The sequence below is a fragment of the Streptomyces sp. NPDC020422 genome (assembly GCF_044386705.1).
In the GTDB taxonomy this organism is placed as follows: Bacteria; Actinomycetota; Actinomycetes; order Streptomycetales; family Streptomycetaceae; genus Streptomyces.
Window position 1 is genome coordinate 275,392 of record NZ_JBIRVJ010000003.1, and the last position, 17,466, is coordinate 292,857.

Genomic DNA, 17,466 nt, shown 5'->3' on the forward strand with positions numbered 1-17,466 from the left:
TCGGTGTGGTGCGGGGGCCGGGGATCAGCCGAAGGCCTTCTTGTCCCCCCAGCCCGAGGAGATGACCGTCTTCACCGGGGGGTTGGTGTTCGTGGTCGACGGGTTGTAGATCGCCATGTGGCCGTCGGACGCGAAGCGGGCCCAGATGTCCGGGATCCCGTCCTTGTTGATGTCCGGGATGCCGATGGCCGCGTCGACGTTGGTGTCGGTCCAGCCGGTGCCGAAGGCGACGTCACCGTCGACCGCGTTGGCGGCCACCTTGATGGAGTCGAGGTCGACGCTGCCGGCGACCGCACCGGGCTTGCCGTGGCGGACGTACATGTTGCCGTTGTCCAGGTTGCGCCACAGCAGGTCGGGCGTGCCGTTCTTGTCCATGTCCGCGAGGTTGACGATGTCGCGGCGGGCCCAGGCGGTGCCCTCCATGAGCGTCGCGGTCTGGAAGCTGGCGCCGGAGTAGCCGGAGAGCACCCAGAACGCGGTGCCGGCGCGCAGCGCCAGGTCGGGCATCTTGTCGCCGGTGATGTCGCCGACGGCCTTGAGCTGGGTCCACGTGGACGGCGCCGGGGCACCCGCCGGCAGGCGGACCTTCAGTCGCTGGTCCACGTTGAAGGAGCCGTAGCCGTCACCGGGGTAGAGGTAGAAACCGCCGTCCGGGGTGCGGGCGAACAGGTCCGTCGTGCCGTCACCCGGGTAGGCGTCGTCGTAGTGCGCGATCAGGGCGGCGCCGCCGTTGCCGATCGTGGACGTGGCGTCGTACCAGTGGCCGGTCGGGTTGAGCTTGTTGTCGCTGGTGTACGCGGCCGCGAGGCTGCCGTACAGCTCGCCGCCCGGCTGGCCCGCGTAGGAGCGCAGGTTGCCGCTGGGGTCGATGACCAGGAGGTCGGGCGTGCCGTCGCCGCCGACGTCACCGGGGCCGTCGGCCGCGTCCTTCGGCGGCACGTAGGTGGTCCAGTCGGTCCGCACGCTCGGGTTGCCGACGCTGTCGTACGCGTAGATCTGGAGCGTGTTCGGGCCCGCGTTCGGGGGCGCGAGCGCGGTCACGGTCGCGTTGCCGTTGGCGTCCGCGTTGATCGGGGTCGGGCTGACGCCGCCCCAGGCGTACGTGAACTTCACCGCGCCCGGCGCGGAGAAGGTCATCGGGCCGGTCTGGCCGAACTTGACCGTCGCCCACGTGGCGCCGTCGGAGGTGGCCCGCTTGAACGGGGTGGTGCTCTCGTCCACGTCGGGCTGCGGCGGGGCCGAGCCGTCGATGGTGAGGCGGCAGGGCTCGGTGCCCGCCGGGTAGTTGGTGGAGACGGCCATCGGGGACGCGGAGTCCTGCGCCTGGGCGTCCCACGAGTAGGTGGCCTTGTCCTCCAGCGGGAAGGTGACGGGGACCGTGTAGGACACGGTGCCGCCGGCCGCGGGGGCGGGGACGAGCCAGCCGGCCGGGACGGTGCCGCCGGTCTTCCAGAAGCGGAAGCGGACCTGCTTGAGGTTGTTGTCGGGGTCCTTGGCGGTGACCTTCAGGGTGATGTTGGTCTTGCCGACCGTGATGCCCGCGCCAGGGCCGGGCGTGCAGGCGCCGCCGGGGGTGGTGGAGCCGCTGGTGGGCTCGTTCGGGGCGGTGTTGTAGACGGCCTCGACGGTCGCGGAGGTGGCGCGGAACTTGCGCCAGGTCTGCGTGTCCGACTCGCTGGTGGCGCGCATGCCCATGGTGATGTTCGACCAGCCGTTGTCGGCGGCCTTCTGGGCGGTGGCCTTGATGTTGAAGGACTCGTAGTCGTCCGGGCAGGAGGTCGACCAGCCGTGCGCGAAGGACTTGCGCTGGATCTCGCTCGACCAGCTCGGCTGCGCGTTCCAGGTCGTACCGGAGGAGATGGCCCCGGTCAGCCAGAACTGGAACTCGCGGTCCGTGCAGGACCAGGAGTGGTTGTTCAGCACCTTGAAGGTCGCGGAGGAGACCGTCGACCCCTTGATCTTGCTGTCCCAGCCCATGCGCCAGAAGGAGCGGGCGGTGCCGCCGGTGTCGCTCTCGTGGCCCACGCGGGCGTCGGAGGTGCCGGAGGAGAAGTTGGTGCCGTTGTAGAAGCTGGTGGACGGGTACGGCTTGTACGCGACCGTCCACGCCTGCCAGCCGGTGTTGAGCGGCGGGTCGATGAAGACCGGGTACTTCACGCCCTTGCGGGCGAGGAGCCCGGACTCGGCGACGCCGAGTCCGAGGCGGACGCTGCCGGTGTTCGCGCCGGCCAGCTCGACCGGGAGCGGCGCGGAGGCGGCACCCGGCTCGATGCCGGTGAGGCCGGACAGTTCGAGGACGTCGGCCGGGGTGGCGGTGGAGGTGTGCGCCGGGGTGCCCGGGGGCAGCTCGGGGTCACGGCCGCTGGAGTCCCAGGCGAACGGGGTCGGGATGGAACCGACCTCCTTGCCGGCCTTGTCGAGGACCTGGACCCGGCTGGCCTTGGTGTCCTGCCGGAAGGTCGCGGTGGCGGAACGCAGCCCGTACGAGACGTTCTTGACGGCGTCCTGCTGCGCGGCCTTCTCGTTCTTCACGACCAGGACCTGGGCGAAGCCGCCCTCCTCGCGCGCGACGAGCAGCAGGTCGACGCCCGGGAACACCTCGGAGTACAGGGCGCGGGGGCCGTCGAGCACCGGCTCGGGCAGCGCACCCGGCCAGGTGTAGGCGACGGTGTGCCCGTCGAGCTCGACCTCGGCGAGCAGCGTCTCGCCCGGGGCGGCGGCACGGACGAAGGAGCGGTTCGCACGCCCCTTCTCCACGTTGCCGCTTGCGAAGCGCACCGGAACGACGGCGTTCGCGGGAGCGATCCCGAGCCCGCGCGGAGCCTTGGCGGACCGCTTGAGCGTGTTGTCGATGGGGGCCCACTTGCCCGCGGCGTTCTTCGCCCGGGTCGGCGTGGCCGTCATCCGCGTCCGCAGCTGCCCGTCGGGGCGGGCCCACGTCGTGGAGGTGGCGGTCGTCTCGGAATCGACGAGAACTTCCTTGCGGGTGCGAATGGCCTCGGCCATCGCGGTGGCCTTGTCCTTGGGGCCGGTCGAGGCGGTGTCGGCCTTGGTGGCCCCACCACCGACTACGGTCGGCGCCGCACCGGGCTGCCACCAGGGCAACAGGGCGGCGGTGAGGGCGGCCAGTACGAGGCCGAGGGTCAATGACAGCCGTGTGCGCGTGCGCACGAATGGGCTGAGAAAACGAGGCGGCGCGGTCACGGCGGTCTACTCCCGTGTGAACCAGTCGGACTGAGGACAGCACAGACAGCCCCAACGGCAGGCCGCGGGGCATGAGAGGCGCGCACACGATCACACATGCGAAACGGGGCGTCCACAGATGAGGATTTGATGAATCCGTTATGTGAAGGCGGAACCTGGTCGCGGCCGCTCGCGTCTGAGACCGGTTTAGGGCTTACGGGGTGGCGATACGGTCGCTTTCGGATGAGACAACCGGACTACCGGAATAGTCGTCAGTGCTGCTGTCTGCGACGGTTCGCACCGTGGTGGACATCACTTTGACGGCCCGTCGGGCGCCGGAACCGATCTTGAATTAGCACCGGACATGACAGAGAGTGCCCACGCACACGTCTGAGCCAGGCGTGTGCCCTTTGGTGTTTCCGCACCTCGTCCGTTGTCTGTTTTGTCAGGGTGGGAGTCGACGCGCATGCGTGCTTCAAGTCCACTGTCATGGCTGGGGCGAGGACGCCCAGCCCTGACAGAGTCACAACGACGGCGCCGGCGGCGAAGCCGCGCGGCGATCGTCCTGCTGTTGTCCTCCACGCTGACGGTGACGAGCCTCGGTGGGCAGGCGCTGGCCATTCCCGGCCCGGGCATGAACCGCGAGGAGTCGACCACGACGGTCGACCTGCCGGAGCTGCCGAAGAGCACGGAGCTCGAAGGCGATGTGACGGCGCAGAAGGACCTGACGCTGGCGCAGGAGACCAAGATTCCGCAGTACTCGGAGGACAACGCCAACGCGTGGCCCTCCGGTACGGGTTCGGCGACGCTCACGGCGACCAGCACACCCGGTGCCACCGTGCCCATTACCAACAACCTGCCGATCGCCATCGGTGTGCCGGCGGGCGGTGACCCGGCCGCCCTCGCGGGCGACTGGACCGTCGGCCTGGCCCCGACGACGACCTCGCAGGACGCGGGTGTCTCCGGTCTGGTCATGAAGGTGACCCCGCCGGCGACGGTCGACCCGGCCGCCGAGGTCGCCCTGACCGTCGACACCACCGGCTTCGCCGACCTCTACGGACCGCAGGCCGCCGACCGCTTCGGTCTGATGCTGCTGCCGGAGTGCGTCTACTCGTCCCCGACCACGGGTGACTGCGCGGACGACGGCGGCACCACCCCGATGTCGTTCTCCGACGCCGACAAGGACGTCAAGAACGGCAAGGAGCACTTCCAGCGCCTGCGCTCTACGGTGAAGACCGTCCCGGCGTCGAAGGCGCCGACGAAGTCCACCGCGGCGAAGGACGAGAAGACCCGCAAGATCGTCACGGGCACCGTGCCGGTCGCGAGCCTGCTGGGCGAGGGCTTCACGGCCAAGCCGACGAAGGCCTCGTTCAAGGACGGCGTCCAGCCGGTCGCCAACGCGGCCGGCGGCTCGGCGGTCGGCATGCTCGACACCGGCTCCTCAGTGCAGGGTGACTTCACGGCCTCGCCGCTGCTGTCCTCGGGTTCGTGGTCGGCGGGTTCGTCCTCGGGTGCCTTCACCTACGGCTACCAGGTGCAGGTCCCGGAGACGGCCGGCGGCCTGATGCCGAAGGTCAATCTCTCCTACTCCTCGCAGTCGGTGGACGGCCGTACGTCGTCGTCGAACAACCAGGCCTCGTGGATCGGTGACGGCTGGGACTACAACGCGGGTTCCATCACGCGTACGTACGTCAACTGCCGCCAGGACTCCAAGAAGGCCGGCTCCAACAACTCCACGCACAAGACGGCGGACCTGTGCTGGGGCTCGAACAACGCCACCCTCTCCCTCGGCGGCATGACCACCGAGCTGGTGTGGGACGCCTCGAAGAACAAGTGGTTCACGGCCAACGGCGACGGCTCGGTCGTCCAGCAGGTCAAGGGCCAGGCGACCGGCAACGGCGCCAAGGACGGTGAGTACTGGATCGTCACCACCAAGGACGGCATCAAGTACCACTTCGGCCTGAACAAGCTGCCGGGCTGGTCGGACCACGGCACCGCCGCCGACGACCCGACCACCGACTCGGTGCTCACGGTCCCCGTCTACGGCAACCACGCGGGCGAGGACTGCTACAAGGGCCCGACGACCACGGACTGGACCAACTCCTACTGCAACCAGGGCTGGCGCTGGGGCCTCGACTACGTCGAGGACGTCCACGGCAACGCCATGTCGCTGTGGTGGAAGAAGGACCAGAACTACTACGCGCGCAACTTCAACTTCAAGGCGCCGGTCGTCTACGACCGCGACGGTTACCTGTCGCACATCTACTACGGCCAGCGCAGCGACAGCATCTTCACCGCGACGGCTCCGGCCCGTGTGGGCTTCACCGTCGCCGAACGCTGCTACCCCGTTGCCGGCGTCAACTGCACCGAGGACAACTTCAAGTCCAAGGATCCCGGTCAGTACCGGCCGTGGTTCGACACCCCCGTCGACCTGCGCTGTGAGTCGGGCAAGAAGTGCTGGAACGCGGGTCCGTCGTTCTGGACGCGCAAGCGTCTGGACAAGATCACGACCTCGGCCCAGCGCCGTACCGACACCACCGCGCGTCAGGTCGTCGACGAGTACCAGCTCAAGCAGTCCTTCGCCGAGCTGAAGACGGGCCCGAACACCGCCCTGTGGCTGGAGTCCATCCAGCGCACCGGCTACGCCCGCAACGGCTCCACCGACGCGAGCGTCTCGCTCAACCCGGTGCGCTTCGAGCCGAACGTCGAGGACATGCCGAACCGCGTCAAGGCGGTCAACCCGCAGCGTCCGGGCTTCTCCCGGCTGCGCATCGCGCGTGTCATCAACGAGTACGGCGGCGAGACCTACGTCAACTACAAGCCGATCGAGGGCAAGTGCCTCTCCGGCACGGGTCTGCCGTCGAAGACGGACACCGTCGGCCTGAAGGCGAACAACGAGCTCTGCTACCCGTCGTTCTGGAACCCGGACCCCGAGGTCGAGGACATCGACTGGTTCCACAAGTACGTCGTGGACAGCATCGAGGAGCTCCCGAACGTCGCCGGCTCGTACTCGACGAAGACGGCGTACCAGTACAAGAACCCCGGCTGGAAGTTCGCCGAGGCCGAGTTCACGAAGAAGTCGACCCGCACGTGGTCGCAGTTCGCGGGCTTCGAGCAGACCACGGTGCTCACCGGCGCCGAGGACCCGGCGGTCCACAGCAAGCAGTCCAAGGCCGTCACCCGCTTCTTCCGCGGCATGGGCGACACCGTCCCCATGAAGGACGTCCACGGCAACACCATTACGGCCAAGGACGGCTCGACCGTCTACGACCGTGAGCCCTTCGCCGGGCGTATCGCCGAGGAGCTCACGTACTCCAACGCGACGGACGCCGACACGAACTGGCTGACCCGGAGCATCACGATCCCCGAGGCCACCGAGCTGGCCCGGCGCAACCGCGACGACGGCCTGGACCCGCTGAAGGCCTGGCGCGTCACGGAGCCGGAGGAGATCGCCTACACCAAGTCCTCCGGCACCAACACCGACGACCCGCGCACCCTGCGCACGGTGAAGACCTTCACGACCTACGAGCCGACCTACGGTCTGCCCACGCAGGTCGAGGTCCTCGGCGACACCGGCAAGACCGGCGACGAGTCCTGCACCAAGCTGGAGTACCTGCACCAGACCGCCAAGAACCTCATTGGTCTGTCCAAGCAGGTCCTGGTCTCGCCGACGCTCTGCGCGAGCGCCAACTGGGCGGACTTGTCGACCCTCAGCGGTGCCAACCGCACCGCCTACGACGGCACCGCCTACGGCACCGCACTCGCCGACACCACGCGTGGCCTGGCCACCGAGTCCTGGGAGCTCAACGCCGCGGGCACGGGCTTCCAGACCAACGGCACCCGTGGCTTCGACGCCGTCGGCCGTGTGATCAAGGAGACCGACCCGGACCAGATGGCCCAGGCGTCGCCGAAGTCCTCCACGATCGCCTACGAACCGCCGACCGGCCAGGTCTTCAAGGTCACCATGACCAACCTGCTGGGCCACACCCAGGTCCAGGAGCTGGAGCCGGGCCGCGCGGTGACGCTGAAGACGACCGACGCCAACGGGCTGGTCAGCGAGGCTGTGTACGACCCGCTGGGCCGTCTGGCCGAGGCCTGGGCACCGGGGCGTGCCCCGGCGGCGGGCGTCGTGCCGGACTTCCGCGCGGTCTACACGATTCCCGCGGAGGAGACCGACCCGGACGACCCGTCCAAGAAGGTCCGCAAGCCCCCGTTCGTCACGACCTACTCGCGTGGCTACGAGGACCGGGTCGAGACCTCCGTGACGCTGTACGACGGCATGGGCCGTGAGCGGCAGTCGCTGGAGGAGGCCGACAACGACGCCGGCTGGCTCGTCACCGACACGCTGTACAACAGCTCCGGTGAGGTCTGGCAGACCAACAACGCCTACCTGACCAAGGAGGCGAAGCCGGGCGAGCTGTTCACCCCGCTCGCCGACACCGCGATCCCGAACATCACGCGGTACGACTACGACGGTCTCGGTCGCGTGGTCAAGGAGACCCCGTACCTGAGGAAGATCACGAACGTCCAGACCGGGGAATCCCAGTCGGTGGCGTTCGAGGAGCGGGCGACCAAGTACGAGTACGGCGAGGACTGGTCCAAGGTCATCCACCCGGAGGGCGACTCGTCCTACCGCGTCTGGACCGACGCGCTCGGCCGCACCGTCCGCACGGACACGTTCAACCCGGCGGCGCCCGGCGGCTTCACGTCGACGAGCTTCGAGTACAACGCGCGCGGCGAGGCCGTGAAGGCCACCGCCTCGGCGGACCCGACGCACCCGTGGACCTGGACGTACAACCACGCGGGCCAGGTCGAGACGGCGACGGACCCGGACTCGGGCACCAGCCGTACCGAGTACGACAGCCGCGGTCGTGTCCTGACGACCACCAACGGGCGTGGCATCAAGGTCTGGAACAGCTACGACGAGCTGTCCCGGGCGAAGCAGCAGCGCCTGAACGACGCCAACGGCACCGTGCTGACGGAGTTCACGTACGACACCGTTCCCGGCGGTAAGGGCATGCCCGCCACCGCCAAGCGCTACACGGACGGGCAGCTGTACACCCAGTCGGTCAACGGCTACACGAAGGACTACCAGCCGACTTCGACCACGCTGTCCCTTCCGCAGTCCATCGTCGACACGTGGGGCTTCAAGAAGGACTACACCTACACCTACGCGTACTCGGACACGGGTGCGCTGGAGGAGACCACCCTTCCCGAAGCCGGCGGCTTCTCCTCCGAGAAGGTCGTCGTCCGCTACAACAAGGACGGCAAGCCGCTCTCCATCTCGGGCAAGGACTGGTACGGCTCGGAGACGATGTACTCCCCGTACGGTCAGGTGCTGCGTTCGACCCTGGGCGCGCAGCCCTACCGGGTGTGGACGCAGAGCTCCTACGACGAGGGCAGCGGTGCGCTCACCGAGTCGTCGGTCTACCGCGAGCAGAACACCGCCAGCATCGTGGGCGGGAACCTGGTGTCGAACCGGGCGTACACCTACGACCCGGCCGGCAACGTCACCTCGATCCAGGAGAAGTCCGTCGGGATCGACGAGCGCCAGTGCTTCGTCTACGACCCGATCGGTCAGCTGAAGTCGGCCTGGACCTCCAAGGACCAGACGACCTGTGTCAACCCGCGCAACGCGGACGGCACGCTGAACAAGAACACCGACGGCACGATGCGGGTCGCCGCGGGCGCCGATGGCTCCGGCTACTGGCAGGAGTACGAGTACGACCTGCTGGGCAACCGCACCAAGCTGACCGAGAACGACCTGACCGGCGACACCACCAAGAACGCCGTCACGACGTACTCGTACGGCAAGGACGCGGCCAAGACGCAGCCGCACACGCTGACCAAGGTGTCGAAGACCTACAAGACCCCCGCGGGGGCGCAGGTCACGGCCGAGGCCACGCGTCTGTACGAGCTGACCGGCGAGACCAAGTCGGTCACCTCGGTCCAGAACGGCGAGAAGCAGGACCTGAGCTGGACTCCGGACGGCAAGATCGACCGGATCACCGGGCAGGGCACCGGCGGCAAGACCCCGTACGTGGGTCTGGGCCAGAAGTGCCTCGACCTCAAGTCGGGTCTCGCCGCGGCCGGCCAGCCGGTCTGGCTCTACGCGTGCAACGGCACGGTGGCGCAGGCCTGGCACTTCGACCCGGCCCCGGGCCAGGCGGACGCCAACCTCGGCACCCTTGAGGTCTACGACAACTGGTGCCTCCAGCCTGCCGCGAACACCGCGGGCTCCGCGGTGCAGCTGCAGAAGTGCAACGGCACCACCGCGCAGCAGCTCAAGCGCAACGCCACCGGCCAGCTGACCCACGTCGCCTCCGGCCTGTGCTTCGCGGTGCAGGGCGCGGCGAACGTGAACCAGACGCCGATCGTCCTCGCCACCTGTGACGCCGCCTCCGCGGCCCAGCAGTGGCTGCCGCAGAACGACACCCGTCACATCTACGCCCCTGACGGGAGCCGCCTGCTCACCATCCAGGGCAAGCAGGCCACGCTGAGCCTGGGCGAGGCCCAGATCACCGTCCAGCAGGGCGGCGTCCTGGTCCGTACCGAGCGCTACTACGCGTCGCCCGGCGGCTCGGTCATGCGCTACGCCAACGGCACCGGCGGTGCGACGCTCGTCGCCGTGGCCGCCGACCACCAGGGCAGCGCTTACGCCGAGATCGGCCTCTACAGCGGTCAGCCGGTCCGGGTGCGCAAGCAGGACCCGTTCGGCAACCAGCGCGGCGCTGACACGGCGGCCCAGAACGTCCAGACCCACCAGGGCTTCCTGGGCAAGATCAGGGAAGACGCCTCCGGCTTCCAGCCGCTGGGCGCCCGTCTCTACGACCCGGTCGTCGGACGCTTCATCTCCCCCGACCCGATCGTCGACATCAACGACCCGCAGCAGTCCAACGGGTACGCGTACGCCCAGAACAACCCGATCACGTACTCGGATCCGACGGGCGAGTCGATCGTCCTGACGGCTTCGGAGCAGGCTGCCGCCCTCGCGGGCGCGGGCCTGTCGGCGGCGCAGGTCGCCGCGGCGAAGGCGATGCAGGGCAAGTCGCTCACGTCCGTCATCCTTTCGATCGCGTGGGAGACGCTGAAGGACTTCATCGGCATCAACGACGCCATCGCCTGCTTCGGCGGCGACATGTGGTCGTGCGCCAGCATCATCATGGACGCCATTCCGTGGACGAAGCTGGGCAAGATTCCGTCGGTCCTGAAGGCCATCAACCGCACCATCGACGCCATCCAGGCGTTCAAGGCCGCGAAGCGGGCGGCCGAGGCCGTGCTCAAGGCAGCCAAGGCCGCGGAGGCGGCAGCCTTGAGAGCCAAGAAGCTGGCGATCGAGAAGGCCAAGAAGGAGGCCGCGCAACGGGCCAAGAAGAAGGCTGCCGAGGCTGCAAAGCGCCGAGCCGATGCAGCGGCCGCCGCGAAGCGGAAGACGGGTAACCCCGTCCACAAGCAGGCTCAGGCCAAGGCTGCGCCGAAGGCCTCCTCGCACGGCGGGGCGGGCGGCAAGAGCAGCGCCAGCAAGAGCTCCGGTGGCGGAGGCGGCGGCAAGTCCGGCGGCTCCTCCCGTAACAACGGCGGCTCCAGCGGCAACGGCGGTGCCGGCAAGGTCGAGGAAGGGGCCACCTGCAACAGCTTCGTGCCGGGCACGAAGGTGCTGATGGCCGACGGCTCGGCCAAGCCGATCGAGAAGGTCAAGGCCGGTGACAAGGTCGTCGCGACCGACCCGAGGAGCGGGGAGACCCGCGTCGAGACGGTCACCGCGGAGATCAAGGGCAAGGGCCTCAAGCACCTGGTCAAGATCACCGTGGACGTCGACGGTGCCAAGGGCACGAAGACGGCCCAGGTCACCGCGACCGACGGCCACCCGATCTGGGTGCCCGAGCTGCGCGAGTGGGTCAAGGCCACGGACCTCCAGTCCGGCCAGTGGCTGCAGACCCGCTCCGGCAGCCGGGTCCAGATCACGGCGGTCGATCGATGGACGGCCGTACAGGCCTCCGTCCACAACCTGACGGTCTCCGACGTCCACACGTACTACGTGCTGGCGGGTGCCACCCCGGTCCTGGTGCACAACTGCGACACGGCCCTGGGATGGCAGCGGAACGGCAAGCTCGACGACTGGGCGCGTGAGAACAAGTTCACGACCTACTCCGGCTCGTCGCCGCAGGACTACGCCAAGCTGGTGGAGAAGGACGTGGCCGACCCCAACGTGACCCTGCACATCAACATGTCGGGGTTGCAGGACCACGGGACTTTCTTCGACGCCGCCCAGCGTGGTCTCAAGTTCGGGGAAGCGGGACACGCCACGGACTACGAGATGTCCATGATCGCCAGAGCTCTGGTGAACGGCCAGCGCGACTGGAACACGGTCAAGTTCTATTTCCCGGCGGGCGACAAGATGGTGCGCAGGGATATGGACATGCCGGACCTGTCGAAACTGGTCGGTGAGATGAAGCCCGTCAAGGGCTCCATCCTGGGCAGTCTCTGCCCGCACTGCTGAGGAGCGGAATGATGGATGACCGACACGAGGGCCTGTACCCGGACGTGGCCGCGCTCGGCGGCCTCGGACCTGCCATGGAGGAGGTCGCGCGGCAGCGCGGACACGACCTCGGGTACCTGCCCCAGCCGGAGGTCGTCAGGATCCAGACGTCACGCGGTGTCGTGATGGTGGATCCGGCCGAGGGGGAGCGGAAGTTCCTGCTGGCCATCCACATTCCGGACCACACCTGGCCGATCGGCTCCACGGACGACCTCGGGTCGGTCGTGGAGGCGGTCGTCGCCTGGCGGGACGGCCTGTCGTACGACGAGTTCGAGGCGCGCTTCGCGTTCCTCCGGCTCGACGACTTCCGCCGGGCGATCGACAGCGGTGAACCCACCGCCCAGGCCTGGGCCGACCTCCTGTCGGCCGAGTTCCACCGGGACCAGTGGCCCCTGCTGCGCCTCTTCCACGCGGACGGGACGCTCCGGGGCTGCTTCCCCTCGATCAGCCACCGTGCGGTCCGCCTCCGGGTGGACGCGCTCGACGCCGCGAGCCGGCAGGTGCTGGTGAGCGAGGAGGAGCCCGGACGCTACGAGGTCCGTGCCGTGGGGGTGCCGGGAGCCACCTGGGTCCCGGTTCCGCCCGGCGACCTGGTCGCTTATGTGCGGGACCTGCTCACCGAGCAGTGATCCCGCGTCCTGTATGACCACCGAAGCCCTGCCGGGCCCCGCCCGGCAGGGCTTCGGCGCGTCCGGGGCCTTCGTGTTCCCGCCTCACCGCCCCCGCCCCTCCGCCTCCAACCGCAGCGCCTCCTCCATCACCGCCTTCGCGATCGGTGCCGCGCTGCCGCCGCCGCTGATGTCGGTGCGGTTCGCCTCCGCGTCCTCCACGACGACCGCGACCGCGACCGCCGGCTGGGCCGAGTCGGTGGCCTGGGCCCAGGCGATGAACCAGGCGTAGGGGGTGCCGGTGTTGCCGAGGCCGTGTTGGGCGGTGCCCGTCTTGCCGCCGACGCGGGCGCCCGGGATGGCCGCGTTGGTGCCGGTGCCGTCCTCGACGGCGCGGACCATCAGGTTCTGCAGCTGGGTCGCGGTCGAGGGGCGCATGGCCTGGCGGTAGCTGCTGCGGCCCGTGGTGTCGACGGTGGTGCCGCGGGAGGTGGTGGTGCGTTCCACCAGGTGGGGGGCGGCGATCTCGCCGTTGTTGGCCACCGCCGCGGCGACCATCGCCATCTGGAGCGGGGTGGCGGTGGTGTCGAACTGGCCGATCGAGGAGAGGGCCAGCTGGTCGTCGCTCATGTCGGTGTCGAAGTTGGACTTCGCCACCCAGGACGGGATCTTCAGGCCCGTGTCGTTGAAGCCGAAGTTCCCGGCCGTCGTCACCATGTCCGCCAGGCCCACCTTCACCCCGAGGCCCGCCATCACCGTGTTGCACGACCACTGGATCGCGTACGCGAGCGAGGCGTCGGCGCAGCCCTTCGCCTCGTTGGGGAGGACCTGGCGGGTGCCGGGGAGGATGAACGGGTCGGGGGTGTCGGTGGGCGCGTCCACGTCGGTGACCACTCCCGCGTCGAGGGCCGCCGCCGCGGTGACGATCTTGAAGGTGGAGCCGGGCGGGTAGGTCTGGCGGATCGGGCGGTCGAGCATCGGCTGGTTCGGGGAGGTGTTGAGGCGCTTCCAGGCGTCGGCGACGGCGGCGCCCGTGCCGGACAGGACGCCGGGGTCGTACGAGGGGGAGGACACCAGCGCGAGGATGCGGCCGCTCGCCGGTTCGATCGCGGCGACCGCGCCCCGCTTGCCGTCCAGGCCGCGGTACGCCGCCTCCTGCATCCGGGCCCGGATGGTGGTGACGACGTCGCCCCCGGGCTGTCGGCCGCGGCTGACGTCGTTCCAGAGGGGGAGCGGGGCCAGCATCGGGTCGGTGCCGGAGAGCAGGTCGTCCTCGGCGCTCTCCAGCAGGGTGGTGCCGTAGGTCTGGGAGGCGTAGCCGGTCACCGGGGCGTACAACGGGCCCTGGGTGTAGGTGCGTTCGTAGCGCAGCTGCTGGCCGCTGTCGCGGGAGCCGGTGACCGGGCGGCCGTCCACCGTGATCTCGCCGCGCGGCTCGCCCCAGCGGGTGATCGCGATCCGGCGGTTGGCCGGGTTGCTGTCGTAGGCGTCGGCCTCGAAGACCATGACCCGGGCCGCGTTGACGAGCAGGGCGACGAGGAGGACCAGGCAGAGGGCCGCCGCGCGGCGGATGTAGCGGATCATCTTTCGTCCTCCGGGATCGGGGCGATCACCCCGCCGTCCGCCATGTCCGGGCGCGGCGCCCGGGCCGAGTCGGAGACCCGGACCAGGAGGGCCACGATGATCCAGTTGGTGACGACCGAGGAGCCGCCCTGGGCGAGGAACGGCATCGCCATGCCGGTCAGCGGGATCAGGCCCATCACGCCGCCGGCGATGACGAAGACCTGCAGGGCGAGGATCGAGGCGAGGCCGATCGCGAGGAGTCGGCCGAAGGGGTCGCGCAGGGCCAGGCCGGCGCGGTAGCCGCGGGCGACGAGCAGGGCGTACAGCAGGAAGAGGGCGGTCAGGCCGACCAGGCCCAGTTCCTCGCCGGCGGTGGCCAGGATGAAGTCGGACTTGGCGGCGAAGCCGATGAGGACGGAGTGGCCGAGGCCGAGGCCGGCGCCGAGCATCCCGCCGGCGGCGAAGGCGAACAGCGACTGGGCGAGCTGGCCGGGGCCGTCGCCGGCGCGGATCGAGGCGAAGGGGTCGAGCCAGTCCTGGACCCTGCTGTGGACATGGGGTTCGAGGGAGCCGACCAGGAAGGCGCCGGCCGCGGCGAGGAGGAGCCCGACGGCGATCCAGCCGGTGCGGCCGGTCGCCACGTACAGCATGATCACGAAGAGGCCGAAGAAGAGCAGCGAGGTGCCGAGGTCCCGTTCCAGGACCAGGACGCCGACGCTGAGCAGCCAGATCGCGACGATCGGGCCGAGGACCCGGCCGGTCGGGAACTGCAGCCGCCACACCGTCCGGCCCGTGTACGCGAGGGCGTTGCGGTTGGCGGCGAGGTACGCGGCGAAGAAGACGGCGAGCAGGATCTTGGCGAACTCCCCGGGCTGGAAGGAGAGTCCGCCGATCCGGATCCAGATCTTGGCCCCGTTCACGGCCGGGAAGAAGATCGGCAGGATCATCAGGGCGAGCGCCGTGGCCACCGAGAGGTACGCGTACCGCTGGAGCAGCCGGTGGTCGCGCAGCAGGACCACGACGACGGTGAACAGGCCGACGCCGAGGGTCGACCAGACCAGCTGGGTGGGCGCGGCCCGGTCGCCGGGCGTCTCCAGGTCGAGCCGGTAGATGAGGACCAGGCCGAGTCCGTTGAGCAGTACGGCGATGGGCAGCAGCAGCGGGTCGGCGTAGGGGGCGCGCCGGCGGACCGCGAGGTGGGCGAGGAGCGCGAGCAGTCCGAGTCCGGCGCCGTAGCGTGCGGCGTCCGGCGGGACGGCGCCGTTGCGGGCGAGCCCGACCTCGGCGTAGCCGTAGACGCAGATGAGAACGGCGCCGATGAGGAGGGAGAGTTCCACGCCGCGGCGCCTCGGGATGCGCAGCCCCGGGGGCGGGGCGTCCTGCGCGTCCCTCGTGTTGGTCGGCGGCGGTGCGGTCATGGTCCGCAACGTAGCAAGCAGTAAGCCTTATGTCCCTTTTGTGTGACGGTGTGCCGTCACCCTTCCGCGCCCCCGTCCTCCCCCTCGGGCGCCGCGAGCCGCACGTACTCCGGGAGCGTGAGCCGGGCCACGGCCCCGCCGTCCGGGGCGTTGGCGAACACCAGCTCCGCGCCGATCACCTCGGCCTGGCCCACCGCGATCGTCAGTCCGAGGCCGTGGCCCTTGCCGCCGCTCTCGGTACGGAACCGCTGCGGCCCGACGTCCAGCAGGTACTCCGGGTAGCCGGCGCCGTGGTCCCGCACCGTCACCACCGGTCCGTCCACGCTCAGCACCACCGGCGGCGCCCCGTGCCGGTGCGCGTTGGCGACCAGATTGCCCAGCACCCGCTCCAGGCGCCGCTTGTCCGTCTCCACCGTGGACTCGCGGACGATCCGCACCTCGGTGGCGGTCCCCGAGGCGCGCACCACCCGCTCGGCGAGCGGGCCGAGGTCGTGCACCGCCAGGTCGACGGTCTCGGTGCCGGCGTCGAGCCGCGAGATCTCGAGCAGGTCCTCGGTGAGCCCGCGCATCGCCTTCACCCGGTCCCGCACCAGCTCCGACGGACGCCCCTCGGGCAGCAGTTCGGCCGCCGCGGACAGGCCGGTGAGCGGGGTGCGCAGCTCGTGCGCCACGTCCGCGGTGAAGCGCTGCTCGGTCTGGAGCTTGCGCTGGAGCGAGGAGGCCATCGTGTCCAGCGCCCCGGAGACGGTGGCCACCTCGTCCTGGGGGCGCGAAGGGTCCTTGGTGCGCGGGTCGTTGACCCGGGCGTCGAGGTCGCCGGCGCTGATCCGCCGGGCCACCTGCGCGGTCAGGTGCAGCCGCCGGGTGATCCGGGTGACGGCGAAGGCCCCGACGAGCAGGGTGGCCCCGATGGCGAGGACGGAGGAGCCGAGGATCGAGCGGTCGAGGCCGTCGATGGTGGCGGCGCTGGTCGTGTAGTCGACGCGTACGGCGAGGGCCCTGCCGTCCGCGGGGCCCGCCGCCCACATCGTCGGCCGGCCCTTGTACTCGCTGACCATGGTGCCCCGCTCGCCGCGCAGCGCGAGGGCCCGCAGCGAGTCCGGCAGCCCCTGCGGGTCCACCCCGGCGAAGCGCGGCAGCGGCTCGCCCGACTCGTAGAGCCGGCCCACCTCGTCGAGCCGGGTGAGGGCCTTGTCGCGGGAGTCCTTCACCGTCTGGCCGGCCACCGACACATGGACGAGCACACCGAGGAGCGCGGCGAGGGCGCAGCACATCACGGTGATGAAGACCGCGGACTTCCAGGTGAGGGTCGCGGTCCAGGCGGGCAGCCGGGGGCGCCTCACTGGGCCACCTCGGGCGGTCCCGCGTCGGGCTGCCCGGCCCCGGGCGCGACCGGCGCCGGGGTGCCCGGGGACGGGGTGGCGCTGGGGCTGACGAAGTCGGGCGCGGGGACGATCGAGGGGCCGCCGCCGGGCGGCTTGATCCGGACGATCTCGTCCCGCGCGGGCAGCATCGTGCGCTGCTGCTCGTCCCAGGACCAGGCGGTCCGGTACTCGTAGCCGGGAATACCCGCCGAGCTCACCCGCATGATCAGGTCCCGGCCGGCCAGCTCGACGCTCACCACCTGGTCGGAGGTGGCCATGATCCGGGTGAGGCCGCCGTTCTCGGCGAGGTAGACCCGGACGGCGAGCTGCTGGCCGGGCATCCGGATGCCGACGATCAGCTCGTCGCGGCCGTTCCCGGTGAGGTCGCGGTAGTACGGGGCGAGGACCGGGCAGGCCTTGCGGTCGGTGGTGCAGGCGCCGATCGCCCGGGCGGTCTCCTCGTACAGCCCGTCCGCGCCGCTGCGGGCGTCGCCGTGGGCGCGGACCTCGGCCTGGACGACCGCCACCGCGTCGACGGAGTGCACGTCGTTGTCGGGGACCCTGATGCCGGGGACCCGCTCGGTGTCGGACTCGCCGTAGTCGAGCGGCGGATTGGTGGCGGGCGGCAGGTCCGGCCAGAGCCGGACCGGCCCCACGGCGGCGGGCGTGGGGCCCGCGCTCTTCAGGTCGCCCTGGTGGCCGCAGCCGGTCACGGCGAGCGCGCCGAGGAGCACCGCGGCCGTGACGGCCGCGGTGCCGGTGAGCCGCACTGCGCGCGCTCCCACTCCGCT

General features: G+C 70.2%; 7 protein-coding genes. 2 read left to right on the plus strand and 5 right to left on the minus strand.

Features of this window, described 5'->3' with window-relative positions; translation table 11 throughout:
- Positions 1-24 precede the first annotated feature (24 nt).
- Positions 25-3,204 carry a DNRLRE domain-containing protein gene (locus ACH414_RS08755; RefSeq protein ID WP_382537700.1) on the minus strand — a complete coding sequence of 1,060 codons (3,180 nt, stop codon included), beginning with the start codon at positions 3,202-3,204 and terminating at the stop codon, positions 25-27.
- Positions 3,205-3,817: 613 nt separating this feature from the next.
- Here ACH414_RS08755 and ACH414_RS08760 point away from each other — a divergent pair.
- Together ACH414_RS08760 and ACH414_RS08765 are read left to right on the plus strand one after the other, a co-directional pair.
- Complete coding sequence (locus ACH414_RS08760; protein ID WP_398941510.1) at positions 3,818-11,683, plus strand: ricin-type beta-trefoil lectin domain protein; 7,866 nt, start codon at positions 3,818-3,820, stop codon at positions 11,681-11,683.
- 8 nt (positions 11,684-11,691) lie between these two features.
- The gene (locus tag ACH414_RS08765; RefSeq protein WP_398941288.1) at positions 11,692-12,351 is read left to right on the plus strand and encodes a hypothetical protein; all 660 of its coding nucleotides are present in this window, start codon (positions 11,692-11,694) and stop codon (positions 12,349-12,351) included.
- An 84-nt stretch (positions 12,352-12,435) separates the two neighbouring features.
- Here ACH414_RS08765 and ACH414_RS08770 read toward each other — a convergent pair whose 3' ends face one another.
- The 4 genes from ACH414_RS08770 to ACH414_RS08785 are packed head-to-tail and all read right to left on the minus strand — an operon-like array spanning position 12,436 to position 17,460.
- Positions 12,436-13,914, minus strand: coding sequence for a penicillin-binding transpeptidase domain-containing protein (locus ACH414_RS08770; RefSeq protein ID WP_398941290.1), 1,479 nt, complete (start codon positions 13,912-13,914; stop codon positions 12,436-12,438).
- Positions 13,911-15,311, minus strand: a complete 1,401-nt coding sequence (locus ACH414_RS08775; protein ID WP_382537708.1) for an FtsW/RodA/SpoVE family cell cycle protein — start codon at positions 15,309-15,311, stop codon at positions 13,911-13,913. Before ACH414_RS08775 ends, ACH414_RS08770 begins: the two co-directional genes overlap by 4 nt.
- Positions 15,312-15,367: 56 nt before the next feature.
- Complete coding sequence (locus ACH414_RS08780) at positions 15,368-16,654, minus strand: ATP-binding protein (RefSeq protein WP_382537711.1); 1,287 nt, start codon at positions 16,652-16,654, stop codon at positions 15,368-15,370.
- The gene (locus tag ACH414_RS08785; protein WP_382537714.1) at positions 16,651-17,460 is read right to left on the minus strand and encodes a hypothetical protein; all 810 of its coding nucleotides are present in this window, start codon (positions 17,458-17,460) and stop codon (positions 16,651-16,653) included. Before ACH414_RS08785 ends, ACH414_RS08780 begins: the two co-directional genes overlap by 4 nt.
- Positions 17,461-17,466: the final 6 nt, after the last annotated feature.